Here is a 22,733-nt window from a genome sequence, read left to right as displayed (position 1 = left end):
GGGGACGGCAAAGAGCCCCGTCCGGACACTGGACGGGGCTCTCGCCGTGGCGACACCAGGACTGACCGAAATCAGTCCCTCAAGCGGGATCAGTGGTGGCCGTGGCCGCTCTGGATCTCCTTGTACTCCTCCACCGTGGGCTTCGGAATCTGGCTGTCCTCCGCGTAGTAGCCCTTGCTGAGCTTCGCGCGGAGCTTCTCCATGCGGCCGACCTTGCGCTCGACGCCGTTCTCGTCGACCGTCGGGCCGATCTCGACCGGCTTGTACTGCTCGTGCGCGGTCAGCGTGTGCAGCTTGCCCTGCGTCAGCGGCTCGTGGATCTCGACGAACTCACCGTGCGGCAGGCGCTTGATGATGCCGGTCTCGCGACCGTGCAGCACCTTGTCCCGGTCCCGGCGCTGGAGGCCGAGGCAGATCCGCTTGGTGATGACGAACGCGATGACCGGGCCGACGAAGAAGCCGATTCGGGCGAACCAGGTGATGTTGTTGATCGACAGGTGGAAGTACTGCGCGAACATGTCGTTTCCACCGGCGATCAGCAGGATGACGTACCACGTCAGCCATGCCACACCGAAGCCCGTACGGGTCGGGACGTTGCGCGGGCGGTCCAGGATGTGGTGCTCGCGCTTGTCCCCGGTGACCCAGGACTCGATGAACGGGTACACCGCGATCGCGGCCAGCACCAGCGGGAAGATCACCAGCGGGATGAACACGCCCAGGACGAGCGTGTGGCCCCAGAGGTTGATCTCCCAGCCGGGCATCGCACGGATCAGGCCCTCGGAGAAGCCCATGTACCAGTCGGGCTGCGCGCCGGTGGACACGTGGTCCGGCCGGTACGGGCCGAGCGCCCAGATCGGGTTGATCGAGGCGATCGCCGCGATGGCCGCGATGATGCCGAAGACCAGGAAGAAGAAGCCTCCGGCCTTGGCCATGTAGACCGGCAGCAGCGGCATGCCGACGACGTTGTTGTTCGTCCTGCCGGGACCCGCGAACTGGGTGTGCTTGTGGTAGAAGACCAGGATCAGGTGGGCCACCAGCAGGCCCATCATGATGCCGGGCAGCAGCAGGATGTGGATCGAGTAGAACCGCGCGACGAAGTCGCCGCCGGGGAACTCGCCGCCGAAGAGGAAGAACGACAGGTACGTGCCGACGATCGGCACGGACAGGATCGCGCCCTCCATGAAGCGGACACCGGTGCCCGAGAGCAGGTCGTCCGGCAGGGAGTAACCGGTGAAACCGGTGAACATGCCGAGGACCAGCAGCAGGAAGCCGAAGATCCAGTTGACCTCGCGCGGCTTGCGGAACGCACCGGTGAAGAACACGCGCATCATGTGCACGAGCATCGCCGCGACGAAGATCAGCGCCGCCCAGTGGTGGATCTGCCGGATGAGCAGACCGCCGCGGACGTCGAAGCTGATGTCCAGCGTCGAGGCGAAGGCCTCGGACATCTGGACGCCCTGCATCGGCACGTACGAGCCGTGGTACACGACCTCGTTCATGCTCGGGTGGAAGAACAGCGTCAGGTACACACCCGTGAGGATGATGATGATGAAGCTGTAGAGGCAGATCTCACCCAGCATGAAGGACCAGTGGTCCGGGAAGATCTTGCGCATGTTGGACTTGGCCAGGCTGTAGATGCCCAGGCGGCCGTCCGCCCAGTCGGCTACCCGCTCGCCGGCCGGCGCTTTGCGCTTCGAATCGGTGGCAGTGCTCATCCGCGCTCCCAGAATGCAGGACCGACGGGCTCTTCGAAGTCGCCGAGCGCCTCGAGGAAGCCTTCGCCGTTCACGCCGATCCGCAGCTGCGGAAGCGCGTGGCCGGCCGGGCCGAAGATGACACGGGCGCCGTCGGAGAGGTCGAAAGTGGACTGGTGGCACGGGCAGAGCACGTGGTGCGTCTGCTGCTCGTACAGGCTGATCGGGCAGCCGACGTGGGTGCAGATCTTCGAGTAGGCCACGATGCCCTCGTGGGACCACTCGAGTTCCTGCTTGTCCTTGATGTCCTCCGGCTTGATCCGGACGATCATCAGGGCGGCCTTGGCGATCTGCGTCTGGAAGTCGTGCTGCTCCTCCTCCAGGCCCTCAGGCCTGACGAAGGTCAGCGAACCGACCTGCACGTCCTCGGGACGCAGCGGCTCGTTCGTGTTGTCGTTGATCAGCAGCTTGCCCTTGGCCCACACCGTGTGGCGCAGCTTGTCCTCGGGCAGCGGGCCCAGGTCACGCATGATCATGACGGCGGACAGCGGCAGCATGGCCAGCGCGCCCAGCATCGTGTTGCGGATCAGCGGACGGCGGCCGATCGCGGACTCGTTCGCACCGTCGGCGAAGTCCGACAGGACCTTCGCCTTGACCTCCGGCGGCGCCGCGATCGCGTGGCGCTCGTCGGCGACCTCCACGTCGGACATCAGGGTGCGGGCCCAGTGGACCGCGCCCGCGCCGATGCAGAAGAGGGCGACGCCCAGGGTCATTCCCAGGGCGAAGTTGAGCCCGCTCACCTTCCCGATGGGGAAGATGTAGACGATCTTGTCGACCGGGATGGTCACGTACGAGGCGATGAAGCCGATCGTGGCCAGCATCGACAGCGTGAACAGCATCGCCACGGTGCGCTCGGAGCGCCTCGCGGCCCGCTCGTCGATGTCCTGGATACGGGGCTTGTGGACCGGCAGGCCCGGGTCGGCGAACGGGTCGTCCGCGACTGCTACGCCACCGTGGTGCGCGTCGCCCTGCTCGCTCGGCAGGTGCTTCTCTTCGGGAATCTCTTGGCTACTCATGACTTCTTGGCCTTAGCGGTGTGGGCCGCGACCCAGACGGCGACAGCGATCAGCGCACCCAGACCGAAGATCCAGCCGAACAGACCCTCGGAGACGGGGCCGAGGCCACCGAGCTTCAGGCCGCCAGGGCTGACCGACTGCTCGCCGTTCACGTGCTGGATGTACGCGATGATGTCCTTCTTCTCCTTCGTCGGCATGGTGCTGTCCGGGAAGGAGGGCATGTTCTGCGGGCCGGTGAGCATGGCCTCGTAGATGTGCTTCGGCTCGACGCCCTCAAGGCTGGGGGCGTACTTGCCGTTCGTCAGTGCGCCGCCTTCACCGGTGAAGTTGTGGCACTGCGCGCAGTTGTTGCGGAAGAGCTCACCACCCCTGGCGATGTCGGCGCCCGCCGGGTCGTACTGCTTCTCGGTCGGCACGATCGGGCCGGCGCCGAGCGAGCCGATGTAGGCGGCGAGCTGGTCGATCTGCGCCTGGTCGTAGATGACCGGCTTCTTCGGCACCTGCACGCCGGGCTGCTGGGCGGGCATGCGGCCCGTGCTCACCTGGAAGTCGACGGCCGCGGAGCCGACGCCGACCAGGCTGGGGCCGTCAGTGGAACCCTGACCGCCGGTTCCGTGGCAGCTTGCGCAACCCACGGCGTAGAGCTTCTTGCCCTCCTCGATGGCGAGGGACTGGGCGGTTTCATCGGCCTGCGCCTTGCCCGCGGGGGCGAAGGCGGCGTACAGCCCCCCAGTGGCCGCCAGCGCGAGGAGTAGAACGACGACCGCCGCCAGCGGATGGCGTCGTCGTGCGGAGAGCTTTTTCACGGATTACCCCGGTGTCAGGATCTTCTGCGTCGGTGTTTCTGGATGGAGTGCCGGGTCTGGCCCGGTGACGTGTTCGCTACTTGATCAGGTAGATCGTCGCGAAGAGGCCGATCCAGACGACATCGACGAAGTGCCAGTAGTAGGACACGACGATGGCCGACGTGGCCTGTTCGTGGGTGAACCTCTTGGCCGCGTACGTCCGGCCGAGGACCAGCAGGAAGGCGATGAGACCGCCCGTCACGTGCAGACCGTGGAACCCGGTGGTCAGGTAGAACACGGAGCCGTACGGACCGGACGAGAGGCTCATGCCCTCGTGCTTGACCAGCTCGGTGTACTCGAACACCTGGCCGCCAATGAAGATCGCACCCATGACGAATGTGATCATGAACCACGACCGGAGCTTCTTCACGTCACCGCGCTCGGCGGCGAAAACGCCGAGCTGGCAGGTGAGGGAGGAAAGCACCAGGATCGTCGTGTTCGTCGCCGAGAAGGGCAGATTCAAGGCCGAAGCCTGCTCTGCCCAGTACTCGGCACCTGTCACGGATCGCAGGGTGAAGTACATCGCGAAGAGGGCCGCGAAGAACATCAGCTCGGAACTCAACCAGATGATGGTTCCGACGCTGACGAGGTTCGGCCGGTTGACCGTCGGGTGCGCGTGCCCGGTATCTACTGTCGTTGCTGTCGCCACGACCGACATTATGTCGGTCGCTTATCCCGCCCTCACCCCGGGGGGTGCCGTTCGGAGTGTCAGGGGCGTGTGCAAGGCCCGAACGGCCCATCAGATCGGCCCGGCGCGTTCGTCGGCGAGGGTGTCCGAACCGATGTTGACACCGGGTCGGACGGAGTAGCATCCCGCGCAACATCAACGTTATTCACGGCACCGTGGAGGAACGAAATGCGGTCGACTGCACGGGTTCTGGTCTACAGCGACGATGCGAGCACCCGGGAGCAGGTGCGGCTGGCGGCCGGGCGCAGGCCGGCCGCGGACCTGCCGCCGGTCGAGTTCGTGGAATGCGCCACCCTCCCGGCCGTCCTGAGCGAGTTGGACGCGGGCGGGATCGACGTGTGCGTGCTGGACGGCGAGGCGGTTCCGGCCGGGGGCATGGGCGTGTGCCGGCAGATCAAGGACGAGATCTTCCGGTGCCCGCCGGTACTGCTGCTGATGGGGCGCCCCCAGGACGCCTGGCTGGCCACCTGGAGCCGCGCGGACGCGGCGGTGACCCTGCCGGTCGACCCGGTGGAGTTCGCGGACGCCCTGGCGGGCCTGCTGCGCCCCCGGCTCGCCTCCAACTCCGCCTGACCCACCCCTCTGCCCCGTACGGCCCGCCTCCCGCCGCTGACGGCACGGTCGGCCGAGCCGAAGGGGCCGCGTCGGCGAAGGAGGGCGAGCGCCCGGAGGAATCCGCGAGGAACGAGCGGATTCCGAGGACGCACGCCCTCCTGGAGCCGACACCGGCGGCCCCGGAGGCGAAGCCGACCCGAACAGTGGGACGCACGCCCTCCTGGAGCCGACACCGGCGGCCCCGGAGGCGAAGCCGACCTAAACAGTCGGCCGCAGGCGGGCCTTGTCGATCGGGCTGCGGCCTTCCTGGGTGCCCTTGAGGAGGGCGCTGCCCTCGCGCCAGTCCTTCCAGTCCAGGTTCCAGTCGCCGAAGCCGTTCCCGAACGGCTCCATGTCGTCGCCGATACTGTTGATCACCCGGACGATGTCGCCCTCGGTGATGTTCTCGTAGAACCAGGCGGCGTTGCCCGTGCTCATGCCGGTGCAGCCGTGGCTGACGTTCTCGTAGCCCTGCGAGCCCACGGACCACGGTGCGGCGTGCACGTATTCACCACTCCAGGTGACGCGGGTCGCGTAGTAGACGGGCAGGTTGTAGTACTCGCTGCCGCCGATGCCGACGGTGTCGCCGCGCATCTGGACGAAGTACTGCTTGCCGAGCACCACCTTGACCCCGTTGCGGGTGGAGAAGCCGGGCTTTCCGGTGGTCACCGGAATGGTATTGATCACTTCTCCGTTGCGCTCGAACGTGAGGTAGTGCGAGGACGCGTCGGTGGTGACCTCGACCCGGTCCCCGATCTCCAGCCTCAGCGGCTTGCTGGCGGCCCCGTGGAACTCGTCGGAGATCTTGATGCCCTCCAGATTGCTCCGTACGGAGACGGCGGAGTGGGCGGGCCAGTAGTCCTTCGGGCGGAAGTGCAGGTGCTTGTCGTCCACCCAGTGCCAGGCGCCCTCGACACCCGGCGGCATGTCGACGACCAGGCCCCGCTCCACGATCGCACGGGCGGCCTTGTCCGTGATGGGCTCGTTCAGTTCGGCCGTGATGGGCTGTCCGACGCCGTACTTGCCCTCGTCCGGCCCGAATTCGACCTTCAGGACCTGCTTGGCCGGAGTGGTCTCGAACGTCAGCCTGCGCTGCCCCGGAGCCCCGCGCTCGTCCTCGGTGTTCACCAGGACCGTGTAACGGACGCCTGCGGCCATCGGGGCGGTGCTGTGCCAGCGATCGCCCTTGGCGCTCAGCTCGCCCGCGAGCCGGCGGCCCTGGGCGTCCACGGCGGACACGTCGGTGATCCGGTTGCCGCCGGTCCCCTTGGCGGTGATCTCCAAGGGCTTCTCGGGGTCGAGGGGCCGGCCGCCCGGGGGCTGGTTGAAGACGACCTGGTCGCCCGCGTCGTACGGGCGGGCTGACAGCGGGTTGTCTCCGGGCCCGCAGGCGGTGGCGCCGGCCCCCAGGGACGCGACCAGCACGGAGCAGCTGAGTACCGTCCTAAGACGCGGTGAGTGCTTCATGGAGCCAACGCTATGAAGGTATGACCATTACGGCGCGCGGGGTGACTGCAAACGAGGGGCCCGGACTCCTCCGTTGGAGGTGTCCGGGCCCCTGGCGTTCGTTCTGCTTGCGGTGCTACTGGTTCTGGTTCTCACCGCGGTAGTACTCGTACACCCAGCCCCACAGGCCGATCACGATGATCGGGGCCGAGAAGTACATGAGCCACCAGCCGAAGATGACGCCCATGAACGCGAGCGCACCGCCGATGCCCAGCGAGAGCGGCTGCCAGCTGTGCGGGGCGAAGAACCCCAGCTCGCCCGCCTCGTCGGCGACGTCGGCCTCCAGGTTGTCCTGGGCCATCTCGTCCACGCGCTTGGCCGTGAAGGCCAGGTAGTAGCCGATCATGACGCTCAGGCCGAAGGCCAGGAAGAGCGCGGTGGTTCCGACGGGCTCCTTCGACCACACGCCGTACACGACGGCCATGATCAGGATGAAGAAGGAGAGCCAGAGGAACATCTTGCCCTGGATCTTCACTTGCCGGCCTCCTTGCCACCAGTGACGGCCTTGGCGGCGACGCTGTGGTCCTCGAGGTGGTCGAGGGCCGCGATCTCAGGGTGGTGCAGGTCGAACGCCGGGGATTCGGAACGGATCCGCGGCAGGGTGAGGAAGTTGTGCCGCGGCGGCGGGCAGGACGTCGCCCACTCGAGCGAACGGCCGTAGCCCCACGGGTCGTCGACCTCGACCTTCTTGCCGTACTTCGCCGTCTTCCAGACGTTGTACATGAACGGCAGCATCGACATGCCCAGCAGGAACGAGCTGATCGTCGAGATCGTGTTCAGGGCGGTGAAGCCGTCGGCCGCGAGGTAGTCCGCGTAACGACGCGGCATGCCCTCGGCACCCAGCCAGTGCTGCACCAGGAACGTGCCGTGGAAGCCGATGAACAGCGTCCAGAAGGTGATCTTGCCGAGGCGCTCGTCCAGCATCTTGCCCGTGAACTTCGGCCACCAGAAGTGGAAGCCGGCGAACATCGCGAACACCACGGTGCCGAAGACGACGTAGTGGAAGTGCGCGACGACGAAGTACGAGTCGGAGACGTGGAAGTCCATCGGGGGCGAGGCCAGGATGACGCCGGTCAGACCACCGAAGGTGAAGGTGACCAGGAAGCCGATCGTCCAGAGCATCGGGGTCTCGAAGGACAGCGAGCCCTTCCACATGGTGCCGATCCAGTTGAAGAACTTCACACCGGTCGGTACCGCGATCAGGAAGGTCATGAAGGAGAAGAACGGCAGCAGCACACCGCCGGTGACGTACATGTGGTGGGCCCACACGGTCACCGAGAGGCCGGCGATCGCGATCGTCGCACCGATGAGACCGATGTAACCGAACATCGGCTTGCGGGAGAAGACCGGAATGATCTCGGAGACGATTCCGAAGAACGGTAGCGCGATGATGTACACCTCTGGGTGTCCGAAGAACCAGAAGAGGTGTTGCCAGAGCAATGCTCCGCCGTTTGAGGCGTCGAATACATGCGCACCGAACTTGCGGTCGGCCTCCAGCGCGAACAGCGCGGCGGCCAGCACCGGGAAGGCGAGCAGGACCAGGACACCGGTCAGCAGCACGTTCCAGGTGAAGATCGGCATGCGGAACATCGTCATGCCGGGGGCGCGCATGCAGATGATCGTGGTGATGAAGTTGACCGAGCCGAGGATCGTGCCGAAGCCCGAGAAGGCCAGACCCATGATCCACATGTCGGCGCCGATGCCCGGCGAGCGGACCGCGTCCGACAGCGGGGAGTAGGCGAACCAGCCGAAGTCGGCGGCGCCGTTCGGCGTCACGAAACCGGCCACCGCGATGCTCGAGCCGAAGAGGTACAGCCAGTACGCGAACATGTTCAGCCGCGGGAACGCCACGTCGGGCGCGCCGATCTGCAGCGGCATGATCCAGTTCGCGAAGCCCGCGAAGAGCGGGGTGGCGAACATCAGCAGCATGATCGTGCCATGCATGGTGAACGCCTGGTTGAACTGCTCGTTCGACATGATCTGCGTGCCCGGACGGGCCAGCTCGGCGCGCATGGCGAGCGCCAGCAGACCGCCGATGATGAAGAACACGAACGACGTGACCAGGTACATCGTGCCGATGGTCTTGTGGTCGGTAGTGGTCATCCACTTCACGACGACATTGCCCGGCTGCTTGCGCCGCACCGGCAGCTCGTTTTCATACGAGTCGGCGGCGGCACCCTGAGATTCGTTGAGGATGCTCACAGTTTGTTCGTCTCCGCATTCCGGGCCGGGTCAGTCTGCTTGATGCCGGCCGGGAGGAAGCCGGTCTGCCCCTTCTCGGCCAGTTCCTTGAGGTGCGCCCGGTAGGCCTCGGGCGAGACGACCTTGACGTTGAAGAGCATCCGGGAGTGGTCGACGCCGCAGAGCTCGGCGCACTTGCCCACGAAGGTGCCCTCCTGGGACGGGGTGACCTCGAAGACGTTGGTGTGGCCCGGGATGACGTCCTGCTTGAACAGGAAGGGGACCACCCAGAAGGAGTGGATGACGTCGTTCGACGACAGGATGAAGCGAACCTTCTCGCCCTTGGGGAGCCAGAGGGTCGGCCCCGGGTTGCCCGTCTGCGGGTTCCGGTCGCCGGGAACGCCCTTCTCGTAGACGCCTTCGGCGCCCGCGGGGAATTCCTTGGTGAAGCGGTCCGGGATGTTGGCGAGCTCCTTGGGAACCTCGCCCGCCTTCGGGGTCGCCGCATCGCCGTCGACGTTCTCGACGTAGTTGAAGCCCCAGCTCCACTGGAAGCCGATCACGTTGATCGTGTGCGCCGGCTTCGGGGTGAGCGCGAGCAGCTTCGACTCGTCACGCGCGGTGAAGTAGAAGAGCACCGAGACGATGATGAGCGGTACCACGGTGTACAGCGCCTCGATGGGCATGTTGTACCGGGTCTGCGGGGGGACCTCCACCTTCGTCCGGCTGCGCCGGTGGAAGATGACGCTCCAGATGATCAGGCCCCAGACCAGGATGCCCGTGATGAGAGCAGCTGCCCACGACCCCTGCCACAGGGACAGGATGCGAGGCGCCTCCTCCGTGACCGGATAGGGCATTCCGAGCCGGGGGAAGTCTTGCCAGTTGTACGAGCAACCAGTGGCGGTCGCCAGGACCGCGCCCGCAGTCAGCGCCTGCAGCAGCTTCCGCCGCATCGGGCGCCGCGGCGAGCGGTCGGAGCCGTAGGGACTCACGTAGCGCCTTCCCGAGAGTCTCGGCCCGCGCGGCCGGCCGCGGCCGTATTCGGGTCGGTCGCCGGCCCTGACGCAGGCAGGGGTTTGGATGTTTATGCGGACCAAACCCTACTGGACGCTATTTGGGGTCGCGCGGGGAGGGTGCCCAACGCGCCGCTACTGCCCCCGAAGGGATGGATCCGCCGTACGGGGGACGGCCCAACACCCCCTGAATGGCGGCCTCCGGGGGGCATCTGACGGCCCCTGACCTCGAACGTCCCCGGTCGCCGGTTAGCGTGGCCGGATGCCCTACTTCGACACCGCGTCCGCCGCTCCCCTGCACCCCGTGGCCCGGCAGGCGTTGCAGGCCGCCCTGGACGAGGGGTGGGCGGACCCCGCCCGGCTCTACCGGGAGGGCCGGCGCGCGAGGCTGCTGCTGGACGCGGCGCGCGAGGCGGCGGCGGAGGCGGTGGGCTGCCGCCCCGACGAGCTCGTGTTCACTCCTTCGGGGACGCACGCGGTTCACACCGGGGTCGCGGGGGCCCTCGCCGGGCGCCGGCGCGTCGGCGGTCATCTCGTCGTATCGGCGGTCGAACACAGTTCTGTCCTCCATGCGGCGCAGGCGCACGAGGCCGCCGGCGGGACGGTGACGCAGATTCCGGTGGACCGCGCGGGGGCGGTGTCCCCGGCCGGATACGCCTCCGTACTGGACGGGGCGACGGCCCTGGCCTGCCTCCAGTCGGCCAACCACGAGGTGGGTACGGTCCAGCCGGTGGCGGACGTGGCCGAGGTCTGCGCGGCGGCGGGGGTGCCGCTGCTGGTGGACGCGGCGCAGTCGCTGGGCTGGGGCCCGGTCGAGGGCGGCTGGTCGGTGCTCACCGCGAGCGCGCACAAATGGGGCGGCCCGGCGGGAGTCGGACTGCTGGCGGTCCGCAAGGGCGTCCGCTTCTCGCCCCAATTCCCGGCGGACGAGAGGGAGTCGGGCCGCTCCCCCGGCTTCGTCAACCTCCCGGCGATCGTGGCGGCGGCGGCCTCGTTGCGGGCGGTACGGGCCGAGGCCGACGCGGAGGCGGCCCGGCTGCGGACCCTGGTGGACCGCATCCGGCGGCGCGTGGCCCGGCTGGTGCCGGACGTGGAGGTGGTCGGTGACCCGGAGCGGCGGCTGCCGCACCTGGTCACGTTCTCGTGCCTGTACGTCGACGGCGAGACGCTGCTGCACGAGTTGGACCGGGCGGGCTACTCCGTCTCGTCGGGCTCCTCCTGCACCAGCTCCACGCTGACCCCGAGTCATGTGCTCCGGGCGATGGGCGTGCTGTCGGAGGGGAACGTACGCGTCTCCCTGCCGTCGGGGACGACGGCGCAGGAGGTGAACGGCTTCCTGGAGGTGCTGCCCGGGGTGGTGGCGGGGGTCCGCGCCACGCTCGGTGTCGGCGAACCGGTGGCCGTGGCGCCGGTGTCGGACGCGCTGGAGATCGACGCGTTGGGCCTGCGCTGCCCGCAGCCGGTGATCGAGTTGGCCCGGGTCATCACCGCGGTCCCGGTCGGCGGGACCGTGACCGTCCTGTCGGATGACGAGGTGGCCCGCCTGGACATCCCGGCCTGGTGCACGATGCGCGGCCACGCGTACCTGGGCGAAGCCCCCCGCCCGGTGGGGGTGGCGTACACGGTCCGCCGCCAGGTCTGAGGCCGGCGGGGCTGGTATCAGCCCCGCCGGCCCACCCCGGCCCGGCCGCTACGCGGCCAGGTGGGCGCGGACCTCCGAAGCGGCGGGCTCGCCGTAGGCCTTCGTGAAGCGCTCCATGAAGTGCGCACGCGCCAGCGTGTACTCCTGGGTGCCCAGCGTCTCGATCACGAGCGTGGCCAGCATGCAGCCGACCTGCGCGGCCCGCTCCAGCCCCACGCCCCAGCCCAGACCGGTCAGGAATCCGGCGCGGAACGCGTCGCCGACGCCCGTCGGGTCGATCTTCGCCGTCTCCTCGGGGCAGCCGACCACGATCGGCTCCTCGCCGACCCGCTCGATCCGCACGCCCCGCGAGCCCAGCGTCGTCACCCGGGTGCCGACCTTGGCGAGGATCTCCTCGTCCGACCAGCCGGACTTCGACTCGATGAGGCCCTTCTCGTACTCGTTCGAGAACAGGTACGTCGCGCCCTCCATCAGGGTGCGGATGTTGTCGCCGTCCATGCGGGCGATCTGCTGCGAGAAGTCCGCGGCGAAGGGGATCCCGCGCGTGCGGCACTCCTCCGTGTGGCGCAGCATCGCCTCGGGGTCGTCGGCGCCGATGAGGACCAGGTCGAGCCCGCCCACCCGGTCCGCGACCGCCTTCAGCTCGATCAGGCGGGCCTCGCTCATCGCGCCCGTGTAGAAGGAGCCGATCTGGTTGTGGTCGGCGTCCGTGGTGCACACGAAGCGCGCGGTGTGCAGGACCTCGGAGATCCGCACGGAGTCGGTGTCGACGCCGTGCCGGTCCAGCCACGCGCGGTACTCGTCGAAGTCGTACCCGGCCGCGCCGACCAGGATCGGGCGGGTGCCGAGCTGGCCCATGCCGAAGCAGATGTTCGGGCCGACACCGCCCCGCCGTACGTCGAGGTTGTCGACGAGGAAGGAGAGGGAGACCGTGTGCAGCTGGTCCGCGACGAGCTGGTCGGCGAAGCGGCCGGGGAAGGTCATGAGGTGGTCGGTGGCGATGGAGCCGGTGATGGCGATACGCACGGCGTGGACGCTCCTGCGAGGGACGGCGAGGGGGACATTCAAAACTACCCGGTCGCTGCCCCGCGGCCGACCGCATGAAACTACCCCGTAGTAGGTCTTTCTTCGCCCGCTGCGCCGTGCCTACCGTGCCCCATGACCTACACCGATGGTTTCGGGTACGCCGCGAACGGCGCAAACGCCGAGAAGACGGCCGACACGCAGCCCGGCTTCGCCCGGCTGCTGGGTGACTGCGCCAGGATGGCCCCGCACTGGACGGTCCCGGCGGACCCCCGGCCGGACCGGGTGGCGCCCTCACAGATCCACGGGATCAGCGTTCCGCCGGCCTCGGCCCGCCTGATCGCCGCCACGGCCGAGTACGGCGAGTAGGGCCGGTCCTCCGCAAGCGCCTTGCGGAAGCACCTTCCGCAGGATGCTTCCGGAGCTGCGGAACCGGTTCGCCGTCTGTTCCGTCACAGCCGCATCAGCCACTGCGGTACGGGCGAAGGAGCAAGCGGTGACCAGCGAACAACCCGACACATCACGCGGCACACGGCGGCGGCCGGCCTGGGCCATCGGCTCGATCGCGGCCGCCGTCCTGCTCGCCGGCGGCGGTACGGCGTACTGGGCGTCGACGGCCTACGGCGACGGCAAGCCGGGCGGCCGTACGGGTGACAGCACGGCCTCGGCGCCCCGCGTCGCGCCGAGCCCCTCGGGGCCGGGCATCGCCCCCGGCGAGCCGGATCCGCGCGGCAGCGGGGTGACGTACCGGGCGGACATCGCCCTTCCCGAGGCCCCGGCGACCGCGCCGGCCTTCGCCGCGACCGGCGAGGTCACCTCGGAGGAGGTGGCCCGGCTCGCGACGGCCCTCGGCATCCCGGGCACCCCGCGGCTGAGCGGCGAGGTCTGGCAGGCCGGGGAGACCGCGGACGGCGCCGGACCCCGGCTCACGGTGAACCGCAAGGCGCCCGGTACCTGGAACTTCTCCCGCTTCCAGGGGACGGGCGGCGCCGGTGACGACTGCAAGCGCGGCAAGGACACCTGCGGCCCGGCCACCCTCCCCCAGGGCGCCCAGGAGGCGGACGGTGCGGGCGGCAAGGGCGGTACGCCGGTGAGCGAGGAGGCCGCGAAGGCCGCCGCCGCCCCGGTGCTCGCGGCCGCCGGCCAGAGCGGGGCCAAGCTGGACGCCCGGCTCGTCCAGGGCGCCGTCCGCGTGGTCGCCGCCGACCCGGTGATCGACGGGCTGCCCACGCAGGGCTGGTCCACGAAGGTCAGCGTGAGCGCGGACTCCCAGGTGGTGGCGGGCAGCGGCGAGCTGAAGGCGCCCGTGCGCGCCGCCGATCAGCCGGTGGTCGGGGCGGTCGAGGCGCTGGCCCGGCTGAACCGGTCCTCGGCCGGGTCGGGCGGTACGGACCCGGGGCCCAGCGGCTGCGCGACCTCGGTCCCGCTGACCCCGGACACCCCGGTCGGACCCTCGGACACACTGCCCTGCAACCCGGAGCCGCGCCCGATGAAGCCGCCGCGGACCGAAACCGTGAAGGGGGCCGTGCTCGGGCTGGCCCCGGGGACGGTGGACGGCGCACGCGGTCTGGTGCCGGCCTGGCTGTTCGAGGTGGCGGGCAGCAACGGCGGGCCCGGGCGCACGGTGGTCCAGCCGGCCGGTGAGAACGGCTCGACGGCGCCTTCGGCCCCCAAGGGCGGCAAGACCGTGCCCGGGTTCTCGTACAAGGAGGCCGACAAGAAGCTGACCGTGAACTTCTGGGGCGGGGTGTGCAGCACCTATGCCCTGGAGGCGCGGGAGGAGGCCGGGTCGGTCATGGTGAAGATCACGGACACCCCGAACGAGCCCGGCCGGTCCTGCATCATGATCGCCCAGGACATGACGGTGTCGACGACCCTCCAGCAGCCGCTCGGCGAGCGCAAGGTGGTCGACGTGACCTCGGGCAAGCCGCTCCCCCGGCAGTAGCCCGGTACGACGAAAGGCCCCCGGCACCGAGAGGTGCCGGGGGCCTTTCGTCGTACGGGCTCGCGCTCCGGACTCGGCCGGAGGACGGGCTTAGCTGAACGAGTCGCCGCAGGCGCAGGAGCCGGTGGCGTTGGGGTTGTCGATCGTGAAGCCCTGCTTCTCGATGGTGTCGACGAAGTCGATCGAGGCGCCGTGCAGGTACGGGGAGCTCATCCGGTCCGTGACGACCTTCACACCGTCGAAGTCCTTGACGACGTCACCGTCGAGGGAGCGCTCGTCGAAGAAGAGCTGGTAGCGCAGGCCGGAGCAGCCGCCGGGCTGGACGGCGACGCGAAGCGCCAGGTCCTCGCGGCCTTCCTGCTCCAGCAGGGTCCTGACCTTCTCGGCGGCGGCGTCGGACAGGAGGATGCCGTCGCTCACAGTGGTCTTGTCGTCCTGTACGGACATCTGCATTCACTCCCGAAGTGGGCGGCTCCCCGCCGGAAGCAGGGAAACGTCGGACTCTTGCCGTCGATGGCAACGAGCGGGGCCGCGGATTCATTCCGGACCCGACGTATGTCTTAGATATTCATGCTCGCACACCGTCGCGGGGAGCTGGGCCCGACGGACCGAGGGCTTCGTCTCAGGGGAATGCGTCACATCGACACTATCGGCATCGTCAAAGTGACGTGAAGCAGCTATGATAGATAGCGTCAAATAGACGAGAAGTCGAAGCTCTGCTTCAGAAGTTCCCCTTGTCGCAGAACAGAAAGGGTGCGTGTCGTGACCACCGCCCAGCCTTTGGACGTCCAGCCGACGCCCCTTGCCCTGCTGCTGCTCGGCCGTGAGGCCGACCCCAAGAGCGAGCGCGGGGTGGAGTGCCCGGGCGACCTGCCCTCGCCGTCGGACCCGGACCTGGTCGCGCGCGCCCGCGCGGCCAAGGAGAAGCTCGGGGACAAGGTCTTCATCCTCGGCCACCACTACCAGCGTGACGAGGTGATCGAGTTCGCCGACGTCACCGGCGACTCCTTCAAGCTGGCCAAGGACGCGGCCGCCAAGCCGGAGGCCGAGTACATCGTCTTCTGCGGCGTCCACTTCATGGCGGAGTCCGCGGACATCCTGACCTCGGACGACCAGAAGGTCGTCCTGCCCGACCTCGCGGCCGGCTGCTCGATGGCCGACATGGCCACCGCCGAGCAGGTCGCCGAGTGCTGGGACGTGCTCACCGAGGCGGGCGTGGCCGGCGCGACGGTGCCCGTCTCGTACATGAACTCCTCGGCCGACATCAAGGCGTTCACCGGCAAGCACGGCGGCACGATCTGTACGTCGTCCAATGCGAAGAAGGCCCTCGAGTGGGCCTTCGAGCAGGGCGAGAAGGTGCTCTTCCTGCCGGACCAGCACCTGGGCCGCAACACCGCCGTCCGCGACATGGGCATGTCCCTGGACGACTGCGTGCTCTACAACCCCCACAAGCCGAACGGCGGCCTGACCGCCGAACAGCTGCGGGGCGCCAAGATGATCCTGTGGCGCGGCCACTGCTCGGTGCACGGCCGGTTCTCGGTCGACTCGGTCAACGACGTGCGCGCCCGCATCCCCGGCGTGAACGTCCTCGTCCACCCCGAGTGCAAGCACGAGGTCGTGGCGGCCGCGGACTACGTCGGCTCGACGGAGTACATCATCAAGGCGCTGGAGGCGGCCCCGGCCGGCTCCAAGTGGGCCATCGGCACCGAGCTGAACCTCGTCCAGCGCCTGGCGAATCGATTCGCCGCGGAGGACAAGGAGGTCGTCTTCCTCGACAAGACGGTCTGCTTCTGCTCGACGATGAACCGCATCGACCTCCCGCACCTGGTGTGGACCCTGGAGTCCCTGGCCGAGGGCACCCTCGTGAACCGGATCCAGGTCGACAAGGAGACGGAGAGCTTCGCGAAGCTCGCCCTGGAGCGCATGCTCGCGCTGCCGTAGCCGTCCGGATCCGATCGCCGAAAGGGGCACCCCACGGGTGCCCCTTTCGTTTAACCTCCCCGGCACCAAGGGGGAGTTGATCGCCATGACGCGCTACATCGAGGTACTGGCCGACGCGGGCGGCGAGGCCGACGGGCAGCAGCAGGAGGAGGCCCGCGCCGAGCTCGTGGCGGCGCTGGAGGAGCTGGGCGTCGACGAGGTCCGCGTACGGGAGCGGCCCGCGCCGCCGGGGTCCAAGTCCGGGGGCCTCACGACCTGCTGACCGGCAGGGTCGGCGAGATCTTCGTCGGCGGTTCGGACGAACAGGACCGCCACCGGCACCTGGCGCGGATGCGGCTGGCCGTCCGCAGGGCGCAAGCCGCCCTGGTCCGAGGTGTACTGCCCGGTGAGGCCGCGGCTCTCGCGGCGCTGGCGCAGCGGCTCCACGGGGACGCCGGGCCGTGGGAGGAGAGCACGGTCGAGGCGGCGCTGAAGCGGGCCCTCGCCCAGCCACTGTGGGCGCTGGCCGAGAACCACGGAGAGCCGGACCCGGCCAAGGTGGTCGAGGCCGTCCAGGCAGACTGGCCGGCCGTCACCTACGAGGCGGTGCACCACCGCGGGGTCGTGCCGTCCGAGAGCGAGTACGTGTGGACCCCCGCGACGCACCCGTTGGTGATGCTGCACGCCGTCGAGGCGGCCGTGGCCGCGTACCTGTCGCTGATCTGAGAACGAGAAGGGGCGCCCCGCCGTGCGGGACGCCCCTCCACCCTGCCCAGGTACTCAGACCGTGACCGGGGATTCCTCGTCCGAGGACTCGTCCGGCGTCGGGACCACCGTCAGGCGGGCCGTGCGCTTGGCCTCGTGCTTCGCGCGGCGGCGCTCCTTGCGGAGCTCGATCATCGTGTACAGCGTCGGCACCAGGAGCAGCGTCAGCAGCGTCGAGCTGACCAGGCCGCCGATCACCACCACCGCGAGCGGCTGCGAGATGAACCCGCCCTCGCCGGTGACGCCGAGCGCCATCGGGAGCAGCGCGAAGATCGTCGCGAGGGCCGTCATCAGGATGGGGCGCAGGCGGTGCCGGCCGCCCTCGATGACGGCTTCGACGACTCCGAGGCCCTGGGCGCGGTACTGGTTGACCAGGTCGATCAGGACGATCGCGTTGGTCACGACGATGCCGATGAGCATCAGCATGCCGATCATCGCCGGGACGCCCAGCGGGGTGCCGGTGACGAGCAGCAGGCCGAGCGCGCCGGTCGCCGCGAACGGGATCGACACCAGCAGGATCAGCGGCTGGACCAGCGAGCGGAACGTGGCCACGAGCAGCATGAACACGATCGCGATGGCCGCGAGCATGGCCAGGCCCAGGGAGGCGAAGGCCTCGCCCTGGTCCTCGGAGACGCCGCCGATGGTGGCCGTGGCCCCCTCGGGCAGGTCCAGTGCGCTGATCTTCGTCTGGAGCGCGGCGCCGATCGCGCCGGTGTTGTCGCCCACCGGCTTCGCGGTGACGGTGGCGGCGCGGGCGCCGTCGATCCGGGTCATCGAGACCGGGCCGGGGACCTCCTTGACCTCGGCGACGTCGCCGAGCTTGACCGGGCCGACGGGCAGCGCCTGCAGTTCGGCCAGGGTGGTGGCCGGGTGTGCGGACGTGATGACGATGTCCCGCTCGGTGTTGTCCAGTACGGCCTTGCCCACCGGGTTGCCCCGCACGGCCTGGGCCACGATCGCGCCGAGCGCGGCCTGGTTCAGGCCCGCCTCGGCGGCCTTCGGGGTGGCGGTCACCGAGATCCGGGGCACGGACTGGGACAGGTCGCTCTGTACGTCGGTGACGTCGTCGAGCGTGGCCACCTCGGCCCGGACCTGCTCGGCGGCCTGGGCGAGGACGGCCCCGTCGCCCGCCTTGACGACCACGCTGAGGTTCTGGCTGCCGAAGCCGCCGCCCGCCGAGATGCTGGTGTCGCCGATGCCGTCGAGCTTGCCGAGGGCGTCCTCGATGCGCTTCTTGACGCCATCGGAGTCGCCGGAGTCCTCCAGGGTGACCTGGTACGAGGCCTGGTTGGAGCCCGTACCGCCGCCGAAGGCGGCCAGGAAGCCGGAGGAGCCGACGGTGACCTGGTAGTCCTTGACGCCCTTGACCTCGGTCAGGGCCTTCTCGACCCGCCGGCTCGCCGCGTCGGAGGCGGCCAGCGAGGTGCCCGGGGGCAGCTGCTGCTTGACCGTCAGGACGCTCTGCTCGCCCTGGTCGAAGAAGTTGGTCTTCAGCAGCGGGGCCATCCCGAAGGTGGCGATGAGCACCACGACCGCGACGGCCAGGGTGGCGATCCGGCGGCGGGTGACCAGGCCCAGGGTCCGTACGTAGAACCGCTGGAGGCGGCTCTTCGCCTCCTTCTCCTCGGCTTCGCGCCGCGCCTTCGCCACGCTCTCGGCGTTCGCCGGGTCGATGCCCTTCGGCGCGCGCAGGAACCAGTACGACAGCACCGGCACGACCGTCAGGGAGACGATCAGCGAGGCCAGCAGGGCCGCGGCGACGGTGAGGGAGAACGGGCCGAAGAACTCGCCGACCATGCCGCCGACGAAGGCGATCGGCAGGAAGACGGCGACGGTGGTGAGGGTCGAGGAGGTGACCGCGCCGGCGACCTCCTTGACCGCGGCGATGATGGCGGACTCGCGCTCTTCGCCGTAGCCGAGGTGGCGCTTGATGTTCTCCAGGACCACGATCGAGTCGTCGACGACGCGGCCGATGGCGATGGTGAGCGCGCCCAGGGTCAGCATGTTGAGCGACAGGTCGCGGGTCCACAGCACGATCAGCGCGAGGACCACGGACAGCGGGATGGAGACCGCGGTGACCAGCGTCGAGCGCAGCGAGGCCAGGAAGACCAGGATCACGATCACCGCGAAGAGCAGGCCGAGCAGGCCCTCGGTGGTGAGGCTGGAGATGGACTTGGCGACGGGCGGGCCCTGGTCGCTGACGACGGTCAGCTCGGCGCCGGCGCCGAGCGCGGTGCGCAGCTCGGGCAGCTTGTCCTGGACGGCGTCGGAGATCGCGACGGCGCTGCCGTCCTTGTCCATGGTGAGGACGAGGGCGAGGCTGGGCTTGCCGTTGGTGCGGGTGATCGAGACGGCCTTGGCGGGCTCCTGCTTGACGGTGGCGACGTCGGCCAGGCGCACGGCCGGCTTGCCGGGGCCGGCGTTCAGGCGCAGGTCCTCGAGCTGGGCGAGGGAGGTGTAGCCGCCGCCGACGCGGACGGTGCGGTTCTTGCCCGCCTCGTCGAAGGAGCCGGCGGGGACGGTCGCGCCGCCCGCCTGGAGGCCCTGCGCGAGGGCGGCGCCGTCGAGGCCGGCCGCCGCGAGCTTGGCGTTGTCGGGGGTGACGGCGATCCGGAGGTCCTGGACCCCGTCGACGCTGACCTGGCCGACGCCCTCGATGTCCTCGAGGACGGGGACGACGGAGCGGCTCAGCTGGTCGGCGAGTGCCTGCTGGTCCTTGTCCGAGGTGACGGCGAGGACGACGGTCGGGATGTCGTCGGTCGAGCCGGCCACGACCTGCGGGTCCACCTCGGCGGGCAGCCGTACGCGGGCCCGGTTCACGGCCTGCTGGACGTCGGCGACGAGCTGCTTGGTGCCGCTGTCGCCGTAGTCGAACTTGGCCATGATGAGGGCGTTGCCCTCGCTGGCGGTGGAGGTGATGCCGGTGATGCCGTCGACGCCCTTGAGGGTGGCCTCGATCGGCTCGATGACCTGCTTCTCCACCACGTCGGGCGAGGCGCCCTGGTACGGCGCGAGCACGGACACCATCGGCAGTTCGATGGACGGCAGCAGCTGCTGCTTGAGCTGCGGGATGGCTATGGCGCCGAAGAGCAGTGCGGTGATCGACACGAGGCCGATCAGCGCTCTTTGGGCCAGGCTGAAGCGGGACAGCCAGGACATGGGTGGGATCTCTCTGCTGTGGCGTGCGCGGGGCGGGGCCTGAAGGCCGCGGGCCTTCAGCCTTCCGCACGCCGGGGCGGTACTGCGTCGCCCCCAGGTCCCGCGTCTTTATGTCCCGCATACCGCGTCCGCAGTACGCGGCCGTACTCCACGAACCCGCGCGCGGGCCGTACGCGTCGGCCCGAGCGCGGCAGCGGCCCTACTCCGCCCGGGGCCGGACCAGTCCCGATTCGTAGGCGATGACCACCAATTGGGCCCGGTCGCGGGCGCCGAGCTTGGCCATGGCCCGGTTCACATGGGTCTTGACGGTGAGCGGGCTGACCTCGAGCCGGCCGGCGATCTCGTCGTTGGACAGGCCCGCGGCGACGTGGACGAGGACCTCGCGCTCCCGGACGGTCAGCGCGGCGAGCCGTTCGGCGTGCCCGGCGGGGCCGCCGGGGTCGGCGCCGCCGCCCTGGGCGAGGAAGGTGGCGATGAGCCCTTTGGTGGCGGCCGGGGACAGCAGGGCCTCCCCGGCGGCGGCGACGCGGATGGCGTTGAGCAGTTCCTCGGGCTCGGCGCCCTTGCCGAGGAACCCGGAGGCGCCGGCCCGCAGGGACTGGACGACGTACTCGTCGACCTCGAACGTCGTCAGCATGACCACGCGGACGGCGGACAGTTCGGGGTCCGCGCTGATCATGCGGGTGGCGGCGAGACCGTCGGTGCCGGGCATCCGGATGTCCATGAGCACCACGTCGGGCCGGGTCTGCCGGGCCAGCGCGCAGGCCTGGGCGCCGTCGGAGGCCTCGCCGACGACCTCCATGTCGGGCTCGGAGTCGACCAGCACCTTGAAGGCGCTGCGGAGCAGGGCCTGGTCGTCGGCGAGCAGCACCCTGATGGTCGTCGGCGTCTCTTCCACGCCCCGAACCCTACGTGTTCCCCTCCGGGGACAGGGGGGTCAGCCCAGGGCCAGGATGACGAGTGCCGTGGTCGCCGCGATCTCGGAGAGGGCGCCGAAGACGTCGCCGGTGACCCCGTCGAAGCGGCTCACGCAGCGGCGGAGCAGGTGCTCCGCCGCCGCCAGGGCGATCAGGACCGCGGCCGCGCACTGCACGGCGGCCCCCGGGCCCACCGGCAGGGCGGCGGCCCCGGCCAGGACGGCCACCAGTGCGGCGACCCCGGCGGCCGAGCCCTTGGGGAGCACCCCTGCGACGGCCGCCCCCAACCCCTCGAGGCGGGCCGGCGGTACGCCGTCACGGGAGGCCACCGTCATGGCCAGCCGGGCGGTGACGGCCGCGATGACCGTCGCCAGGGCCCCGTGGACCCAGCTCTCGGCGTAGAGGTCCGCCAGCGCCCCGACCTGGACGAGCAGCACGAGCAGCAGCGCCACCACCCCGAAGGGGCCGATGTCGGACTGCTTCATGATGCGCAGCGCCGCCTCGGCCGGCTTGGCGCTGCCCAGCCCGTCGGCGGTGTCGGCGAGACCGTCGAGGTGCAGCCCCCGGGTCAGGGCGGCCGGTACGGCGACGGTGACGGCCGCGGCGAGCAGCGGGCCGCCGCCCAGGATCAGCAGCAACACCCCCGGCACGGCCGCGAGCAGGCCCACGACGAGCCCGGCGAGCGGTGCGCAGGCCATGCCGGTACGGGCCGCGGGCCGGTCCCAGCGGGTGATGCGGGCGGGCAGCACGGTGAGCGTGCCGAACGCGAAGCGCAGGCCGTCGCGCAGCGAGGCGCGCTCCGCGGGCGGCGTCAGGGGCGAGGCCGGGGGGTGGTCGTCGAACGAATCTTTCATCGGCGCGAACGCTACCCGCTCGCCGAGGGCGGTAAATTGCCCCATACGGGAAAATTGGGGAGCTACCCACAACAGGGAGCCGGCGGTATGGGTCACTGGTGGTACCGGAACATCGTCGAACCGGGGAAGCTCCCCCTGCTCCTCGCCCTGCTTTCGTTCGTCATGTCGTTCCTCGTCACCCGCGTGATCACCCGGCTGATCCGGGCCGGGCGGGGGCCGTTCAAGAACGTCACCCCGGGCGGCGTGCACATCCACCACGTGGTGCCGGGCGTCGTCCTCGTGATCATCGGCGGGTTCGGTGCCGTCGGCAGCGGCCGGTACGGTTTCGGCGCGCTGCTCTCCGCCGTCATCTTCGGGCTGGGCGCCGGCCTGGTGCTCGACGAGTTCGCGCTGATCCTGCACCTCGACGACGTCTACTGGAGCGAGCAGGGCCGCAAGAGCGTCGAGATCGTGGTCCTGACGGCCGCGCTGGTGGCGCTGGTGCTGGGCGGGTTCCTGCCGTTCGGCGTCAACGACCTGACCGCCGAGGAGCGCCAGAGCCGCGGGCTCATCATCATGAACACCGCGACCAACTTCTTCCTGGCCCTGATCGCCCTGTGGAAGGGCAAGGCGCGCACCGCGTTCTTCGGCACGGTCATCCCCTTCGTGGCGCTGATCGGGGCGATCCGGCTGGCCCGGCCCGGCTCCCCGTACGCGAAGAGGTTCTACGCGAAACGCCCGCGGGCCCGCGCCAAGGCCAGGCTGCGCGCGTTCCACCACGACCGGCGCTGGGCGGCCCCGCGCCGCAGGTTCGAGAACTTCATCGGCGGGACCCCGGATCCGGAGCGGAGACCGGTCTCGAAATCGACGAAGCACTAGACACGGGGGCGCCCGGCCCGCCCCTGGAAGGGGGCCGGCCGGGCGCCTGCACC

At 69.7% G+C, this 22,733-nt stretch carries 21 protein-coding genes; 8 read left to right on the top strand and 13 right to left on the bottom strand.

The window, feature by feature from the left end:
- Positions 1-89 precede the first annotated feature (89 nt).
- The 4 genes from qcrB to ctaE all read right to left on the bottom strand — a co-directional run bounded on the left by qcrB (position 90) and on the right by ctaE (position 4,273).
- Positions 90-1,715, bottom strand: a complete 1,626-nt coding sequence (gene qcrB, locus OG299_RS27995; protein ID WP_266629981.1) for a cytochrome bc1 complex cytochrome b subunit — start codon at positions 1,713-1,715, stop codon at positions 90-92.
- Positions 1,712-2,770: a cytochrome bc1 complex Rieske iron-sulfur subunit gene (gene qcrA, locus OG299_RS27990; protein ID WP_266629979.1), complete on the bottom strand. Its 1,059-nt coding sequence runs from the start codon at positions 2,768-2,770 to the stop codon at positions 1,712-1,714. The genes qcrB and qcrA overlap by 4 nt, the downstream gene beginning before the upstream one ends.
- Positions 2,767-3,576, bottom strand: a complete 810-nt coding sequence (qcrC, locus tag OG299_RS27985; protein WP_266629977.1) for a cytochrome bc1 complex diheme cytochrome c subunit — start codon at positions 3,574-3,576, stop codon at positions 2,767-2,769. The genes qcrA and qcrC overlap by 4 nt, the downstream gene beginning before the upstream one ends.
- 76 nt (positions 3,577-3,652) lie before the next feature.
- Positions 3,653-4,273, bottom strand: a complete 621-nt coding sequence (ctaE, locus tag OG299_RS27980) for an aa3-type cytochrome oxidase subunit III (protein ID WP_266629975.1) — start codon at positions 4,271-4,273, stop codon at positions 3,653-3,655.
- Between the two features lie 198 nt (positions 4,274-4,471).
- Between ctaE and OG299_RS27975 the strand changes: the two genes are divergently transcribed.
- Positions 4,472-4,876: a DNA-binding transcriptional response regulator gene (locus OG299_RS27975; protein WP_266629973.1), complete on the top strand. Its 405-nt coding sequence runs from the start codon at positions 4,472-4,474 to the stop codon at positions 4,874-4,876.
- Between the two features lie 240 nt (positions 4,877-5,116).
- Here OG299_RS27975 and OG299_RS27970 read toward each other — a convergent pair whose 3' ends face one another.
- The 4 genes from OG299_RS27970 to ctaC form a co-directional block, all read right to left on the bottom strand.
- Positions 5,117-6,364 (bottom strand): L,D-transpeptidase, encoded by a 1,248-nt coding sequence (locus tag OG299_RS27970; RefSeq protein WP_327362980.1) that lies wholly within the window; start codon positions 6,362-6,364, stop codon positions 5,117-5,119.
- Between the two features lie 115 nt (positions 6,365-6,479).
- Positions 6,480-6,878, bottom strand: coding sequence for a cytochrome c oxidase subunit 4 (locus tag OG299_RS27965; RefSeq protein ID WP_266629969.1), 399 nt, complete (start codon positions 6,876-6,878; stop codon positions 6,480-6,482).
- Positions 6,875-8,605 (bottom strand): aa3-type cytochrome oxidase subunit I, encoded by a 1,731-nt coding sequence (ctaD, locus tag OG299_RS27960; protein ID WP_327362979.1) that lies wholly within the window; start codon positions 8,603-8,605, stop codon positions 6,875-6,877. Before ctaD ends, OG299_RS27965 begins: the two co-directional genes overlap by 4 nt.
- On the bottom strand, positions 8,602-9,576 hold the full coding sequence (gene ctaC, locus OG299_RS27955) for an aa3-type cytochrome oxidase subunit II (RefSeq protein WP_266629965.1): 975 nt from the start codon (positions 9,574-9,576) through the stop codon (positions 8,602-8,604). The genes ctaD and ctaC overlap by 4 nt, the downstream gene beginning before the upstream one ends.
- A gap of 283 nt (positions 9,577-9,859) precedes the next feature.
- Between ctaC and OG299_RS27950 the strand changes: the two genes are divergently transcribed.
- The gene (locus tag OG299_RS27950) at positions 9,860-11,239 is read left to right on the top strand and encodes a cysteine desulfurase/sulfurtransferase TusA family protein (RefSeq protein ID WP_327362978.1); all 1,380 of its coding nucleotides are present in this window, start codon (positions 9,860-9,862) and stop codon (positions 11,237-11,239) included.
- A 48-nt stretch (positions 11,240-11,287) separates the two neighbouring features.
- On the opposite strand, the gene OG299_RS27945 is transcribed toward OG299_RS27950, so the two are convergent.
- Complete coding sequence (locus OG299_RS27945; protein WP_266629961.1) at positions 11,288-12,265, bottom strand: carbohydrate kinase family protein; 978 nt, start codon at positions 12,263-12,265, stop codon at positions 11,288-11,290.
- A gap of 132 nt (positions 12,266-12,397) precedes the next feature.
- On the opposite strand from OG299_RS27945, the gene OG299_RS27940 reads away from it, so the two are divergent.
- Together OG299_RS27940 and OG299_RS27935 are read left to right on the top strand one after the other, a co-directional pair.
- Positions 12,398-12,631: a hypothetical protein gene (locus OG299_RS27940; protein WP_327362977.1), complete on the top strand. Its 234-nt coding sequence runs from the start codon at positions 12,398-12,400 to the stop codon at positions 12,629-12,631.
- 127 nt (positions 12,632-12,758) lie between these two features.
- The gene (locus OG299_RS27935; protein ID WP_327362976.1) at positions 12,759-14,207 is read left to right on the top strand and encodes a hypothetical protein; all 1,449 of its coding nucleotides are present in this window, start codon (positions 12,759-12,761) and stop codon (positions 14,205-14,207) included.
- A gap of 90 nt (positions 14,208-14,297) precedes the next feature.
- On the opposite strand, the gene erpA is transcribed toward OG299_RS27935, so the two are convergent.
- Positions 14,298-14,654: an iron-sulfur cluster insertion protein ErpA gene (gene erpA / locus OG299_RS27930; protein ID WP_008738845.1), complete on the bottom strand. Its 357-nt coding sequence runs from the start codon at positions 14,652-14,654 to the stop codon at positions 14,298-14,300.
- Positions 14,655-14,960: 306 nt separating this feature from the next.
- Between erpA and nadA the strand changes: the two genes are divergently transcribed.
- The 3 genes from nadA to OG299_RS27915 all read left to right on the top strand — a co-directional run bounded on the left by nadA (position 14,961) and on the right by OG299_RS27915 (position 16,853).
- Complete coding sequence (nadA, locus tag OG299_RS27925; protein ID WP_266629954.1) at positions 14,961-16,148, top strand: quinolinate synthase NadA; 1,188 nt, start codon at positions 14,961-14,963, stop codon at positions 16,146-16,148.
- A 37-nt stretch (positions 16,149-16,185) separates the two neighbouring features.
- Positions 16,186-16,410: a hypothetical protein gene (locus OG299_RS27920; RefSeq protein WP_266629953.1), complete on the top strand. Its 225-nt coding sequence runs from the start codon at positions 16,186-16,188 to the stop codon at positions 16,408-16,410.
- Positions 16,411-16,478: 68 nt separating this feature from the next.
- Positions 16,479-16,853 (top strand): hypothetical protein, encoded by a 375-nt coding sequence (locus OG299_RS27915; RefSeq protein ID WP_327362974.1) that lies wholly within the window; start codon positions 16,479-16,481, stop codon positions 16,851-16,853.
- 54 nt (positions 16,854-16,907) lie between these two features.
- Here OG299_RS27915 and OG299_RS27910 read toward each other — a convergent pair whose 3' ends face one another.
- The 3 genes from OG299_RS27910 to OG299_RS27900 all read right to left on the bottom strand — a co-directional run bounded on the left by OG299_RS27910 (position 16,908) and on the right by OG299_RS27900 (position 21,822).
- A complete protein-coding gene (locus OG299_RS27910; protein ID WP_327362973.1) occupies positions 16,908-20,051 on the bottom strand; it encodes an efflux RND transporter permease subunit in 3,144 nt (1,047 codons plus the stop codon).
- A gap of 199 nt (positions 20,052-20,250) precedes the next feature.
- Positions 20,251-20,949, bottom strand: coding sequence for a response regulator (locus OG299_RS27905; RefSeq protein WP_266629950.1), 699 nt, complete (start codon positions 20,947-20,949; stop codon positions 20,251-20,253).
- 39 nt (positions 20,950-20,988) lie between these two features.
- Positions 20,989-21,822, bottom strand: a complete 834-nt coding sequence (locus tag OG299_RS27900; RefSeq protein ID WP_327362972.1) for an adenosylcobinamide-GDP ribazoletransferase — start codon at positions 21,820-21,822, stop codon at positions 20,989-20,991.
- A gap of 87 nt (positions 21,823-21,909) precedes the next feature.
- On the opposite strand from OG299_RS27900, the gene OG299_RS27895 reads away from it, so the two are divergent.
- Positions 21,910-22,680, top strand: a complete 771-nt coding sequence (locus tag OG299_RS27895) for a hypothetical protein (protein WP_266629947.1) — start codon at positions 21,910-21,912, stop codon at positions 22,678-22,680.
- Positions 22,681-22,733: the final 53 nt, after the last annotated feature.

It is taken from the genome of Streptomyces sp. NBC_01296 (assembly GCF_035984415.1).
Taxonomy (GTDB): Bacteria; Actinomycetota; Actinomycetes; order Streptomycetales; family Streptomycetaceae; genus Streptomyces.
This window is presented reverse-complemented; position numbering and strand designations above follow the sequence as displayed.

What these genes read in the sequence shown, in the direction of transcription:
- OG299_RS27895 (WP_266629947.1), top strand. Translation starts at nt 21,910, where the DNA reads ATGGGTCACTGGTGGTACCGGAACATCGTCGAACCGGGGAAGCTCCCC.
- qcrA (WP_266629979.1), bottom strand. Translation starts at nt 2,770, where the DNA reads ATGAGTAGCCAAGAGATTCCCGAAGAGAAGCACCTGCCGAGCGAGCAG.
- OG299_RS27910 (WP_327362973.1), bottom strand. Translation starts at nt 20,051, where the DNA reads ATGTCCTGGCTGTCCCGCTTCAGCCTGGCCCAAAGAGCGCTGATCGGC.
- OG299_RS27950 (WP_327362978.1), top strand. Translation starts at nt 9,860, where the DNA reads ATGCCCTACTTCGACACCGCGTCCGCCGCTCCCCTGCACCCCGTGGCC.
- OG299_RS27970 (WP_327362980.1), bottom strand. Translation starts at nt 6,364, where the DNA reads ATGAAGCACTCACCGCGTCTTAGGACGGTACTCAGCTGCTCCGTGCTG.
- erpA (WP_008738845.1), bottom strand. Translation starts at nt 14,654, where the DNA reads ATGTCCGTACAGGACGACAAGACCACTGTGAGCGACGGCATCCTCCTG.
- OG299_RS27900 (WP_327362972.1), bottom strand. Translation starts at nt 21,822, where the DNA reads ATGAAAGATTCGTTCGACGACCACCCCCCGGCCTCGCCCCTGACGCCG.
- ctaE (WP_266629975.1), bottom strand. Translation starts at nt 4,273, where the DNA reads ATGTCGGTCGTGGCGACAGCAACGACAGTAGATACCGGGCACGCGCAC.
- OG299_RS27975 (WP_266629973.1), top strand. Translation starts at nt 4,472, where the DNA reads ATGCGGTCGACTGCACGGGTTCTGGTCTACAGCGACGATGCGAGCACC.
- qcrB (WP_266629981.1), bottom strand. Translation starts at nt 1,715, where the DNA reads ATGAGCACTGCCACCGATTCGAAGCGCAAAGCGCCGGCCGGCGAGCGG.
- OG299_RS27915 (WP_327362974.1), top strand. Translation starts at nt 16,479, where the DNA reads ATGCGGCTGGCCGTCCGCAGGGCGCAAGCCGCCCTGGTCCGAGGTGTA.
- OG299_RS27940 (WP_327362977.1), top strand. Translation starts at nt 12,398, where the DNA reads ATGACCTACACCGATGGTTTCGGGTACGCCGCGAACGGCGCAAACGCC.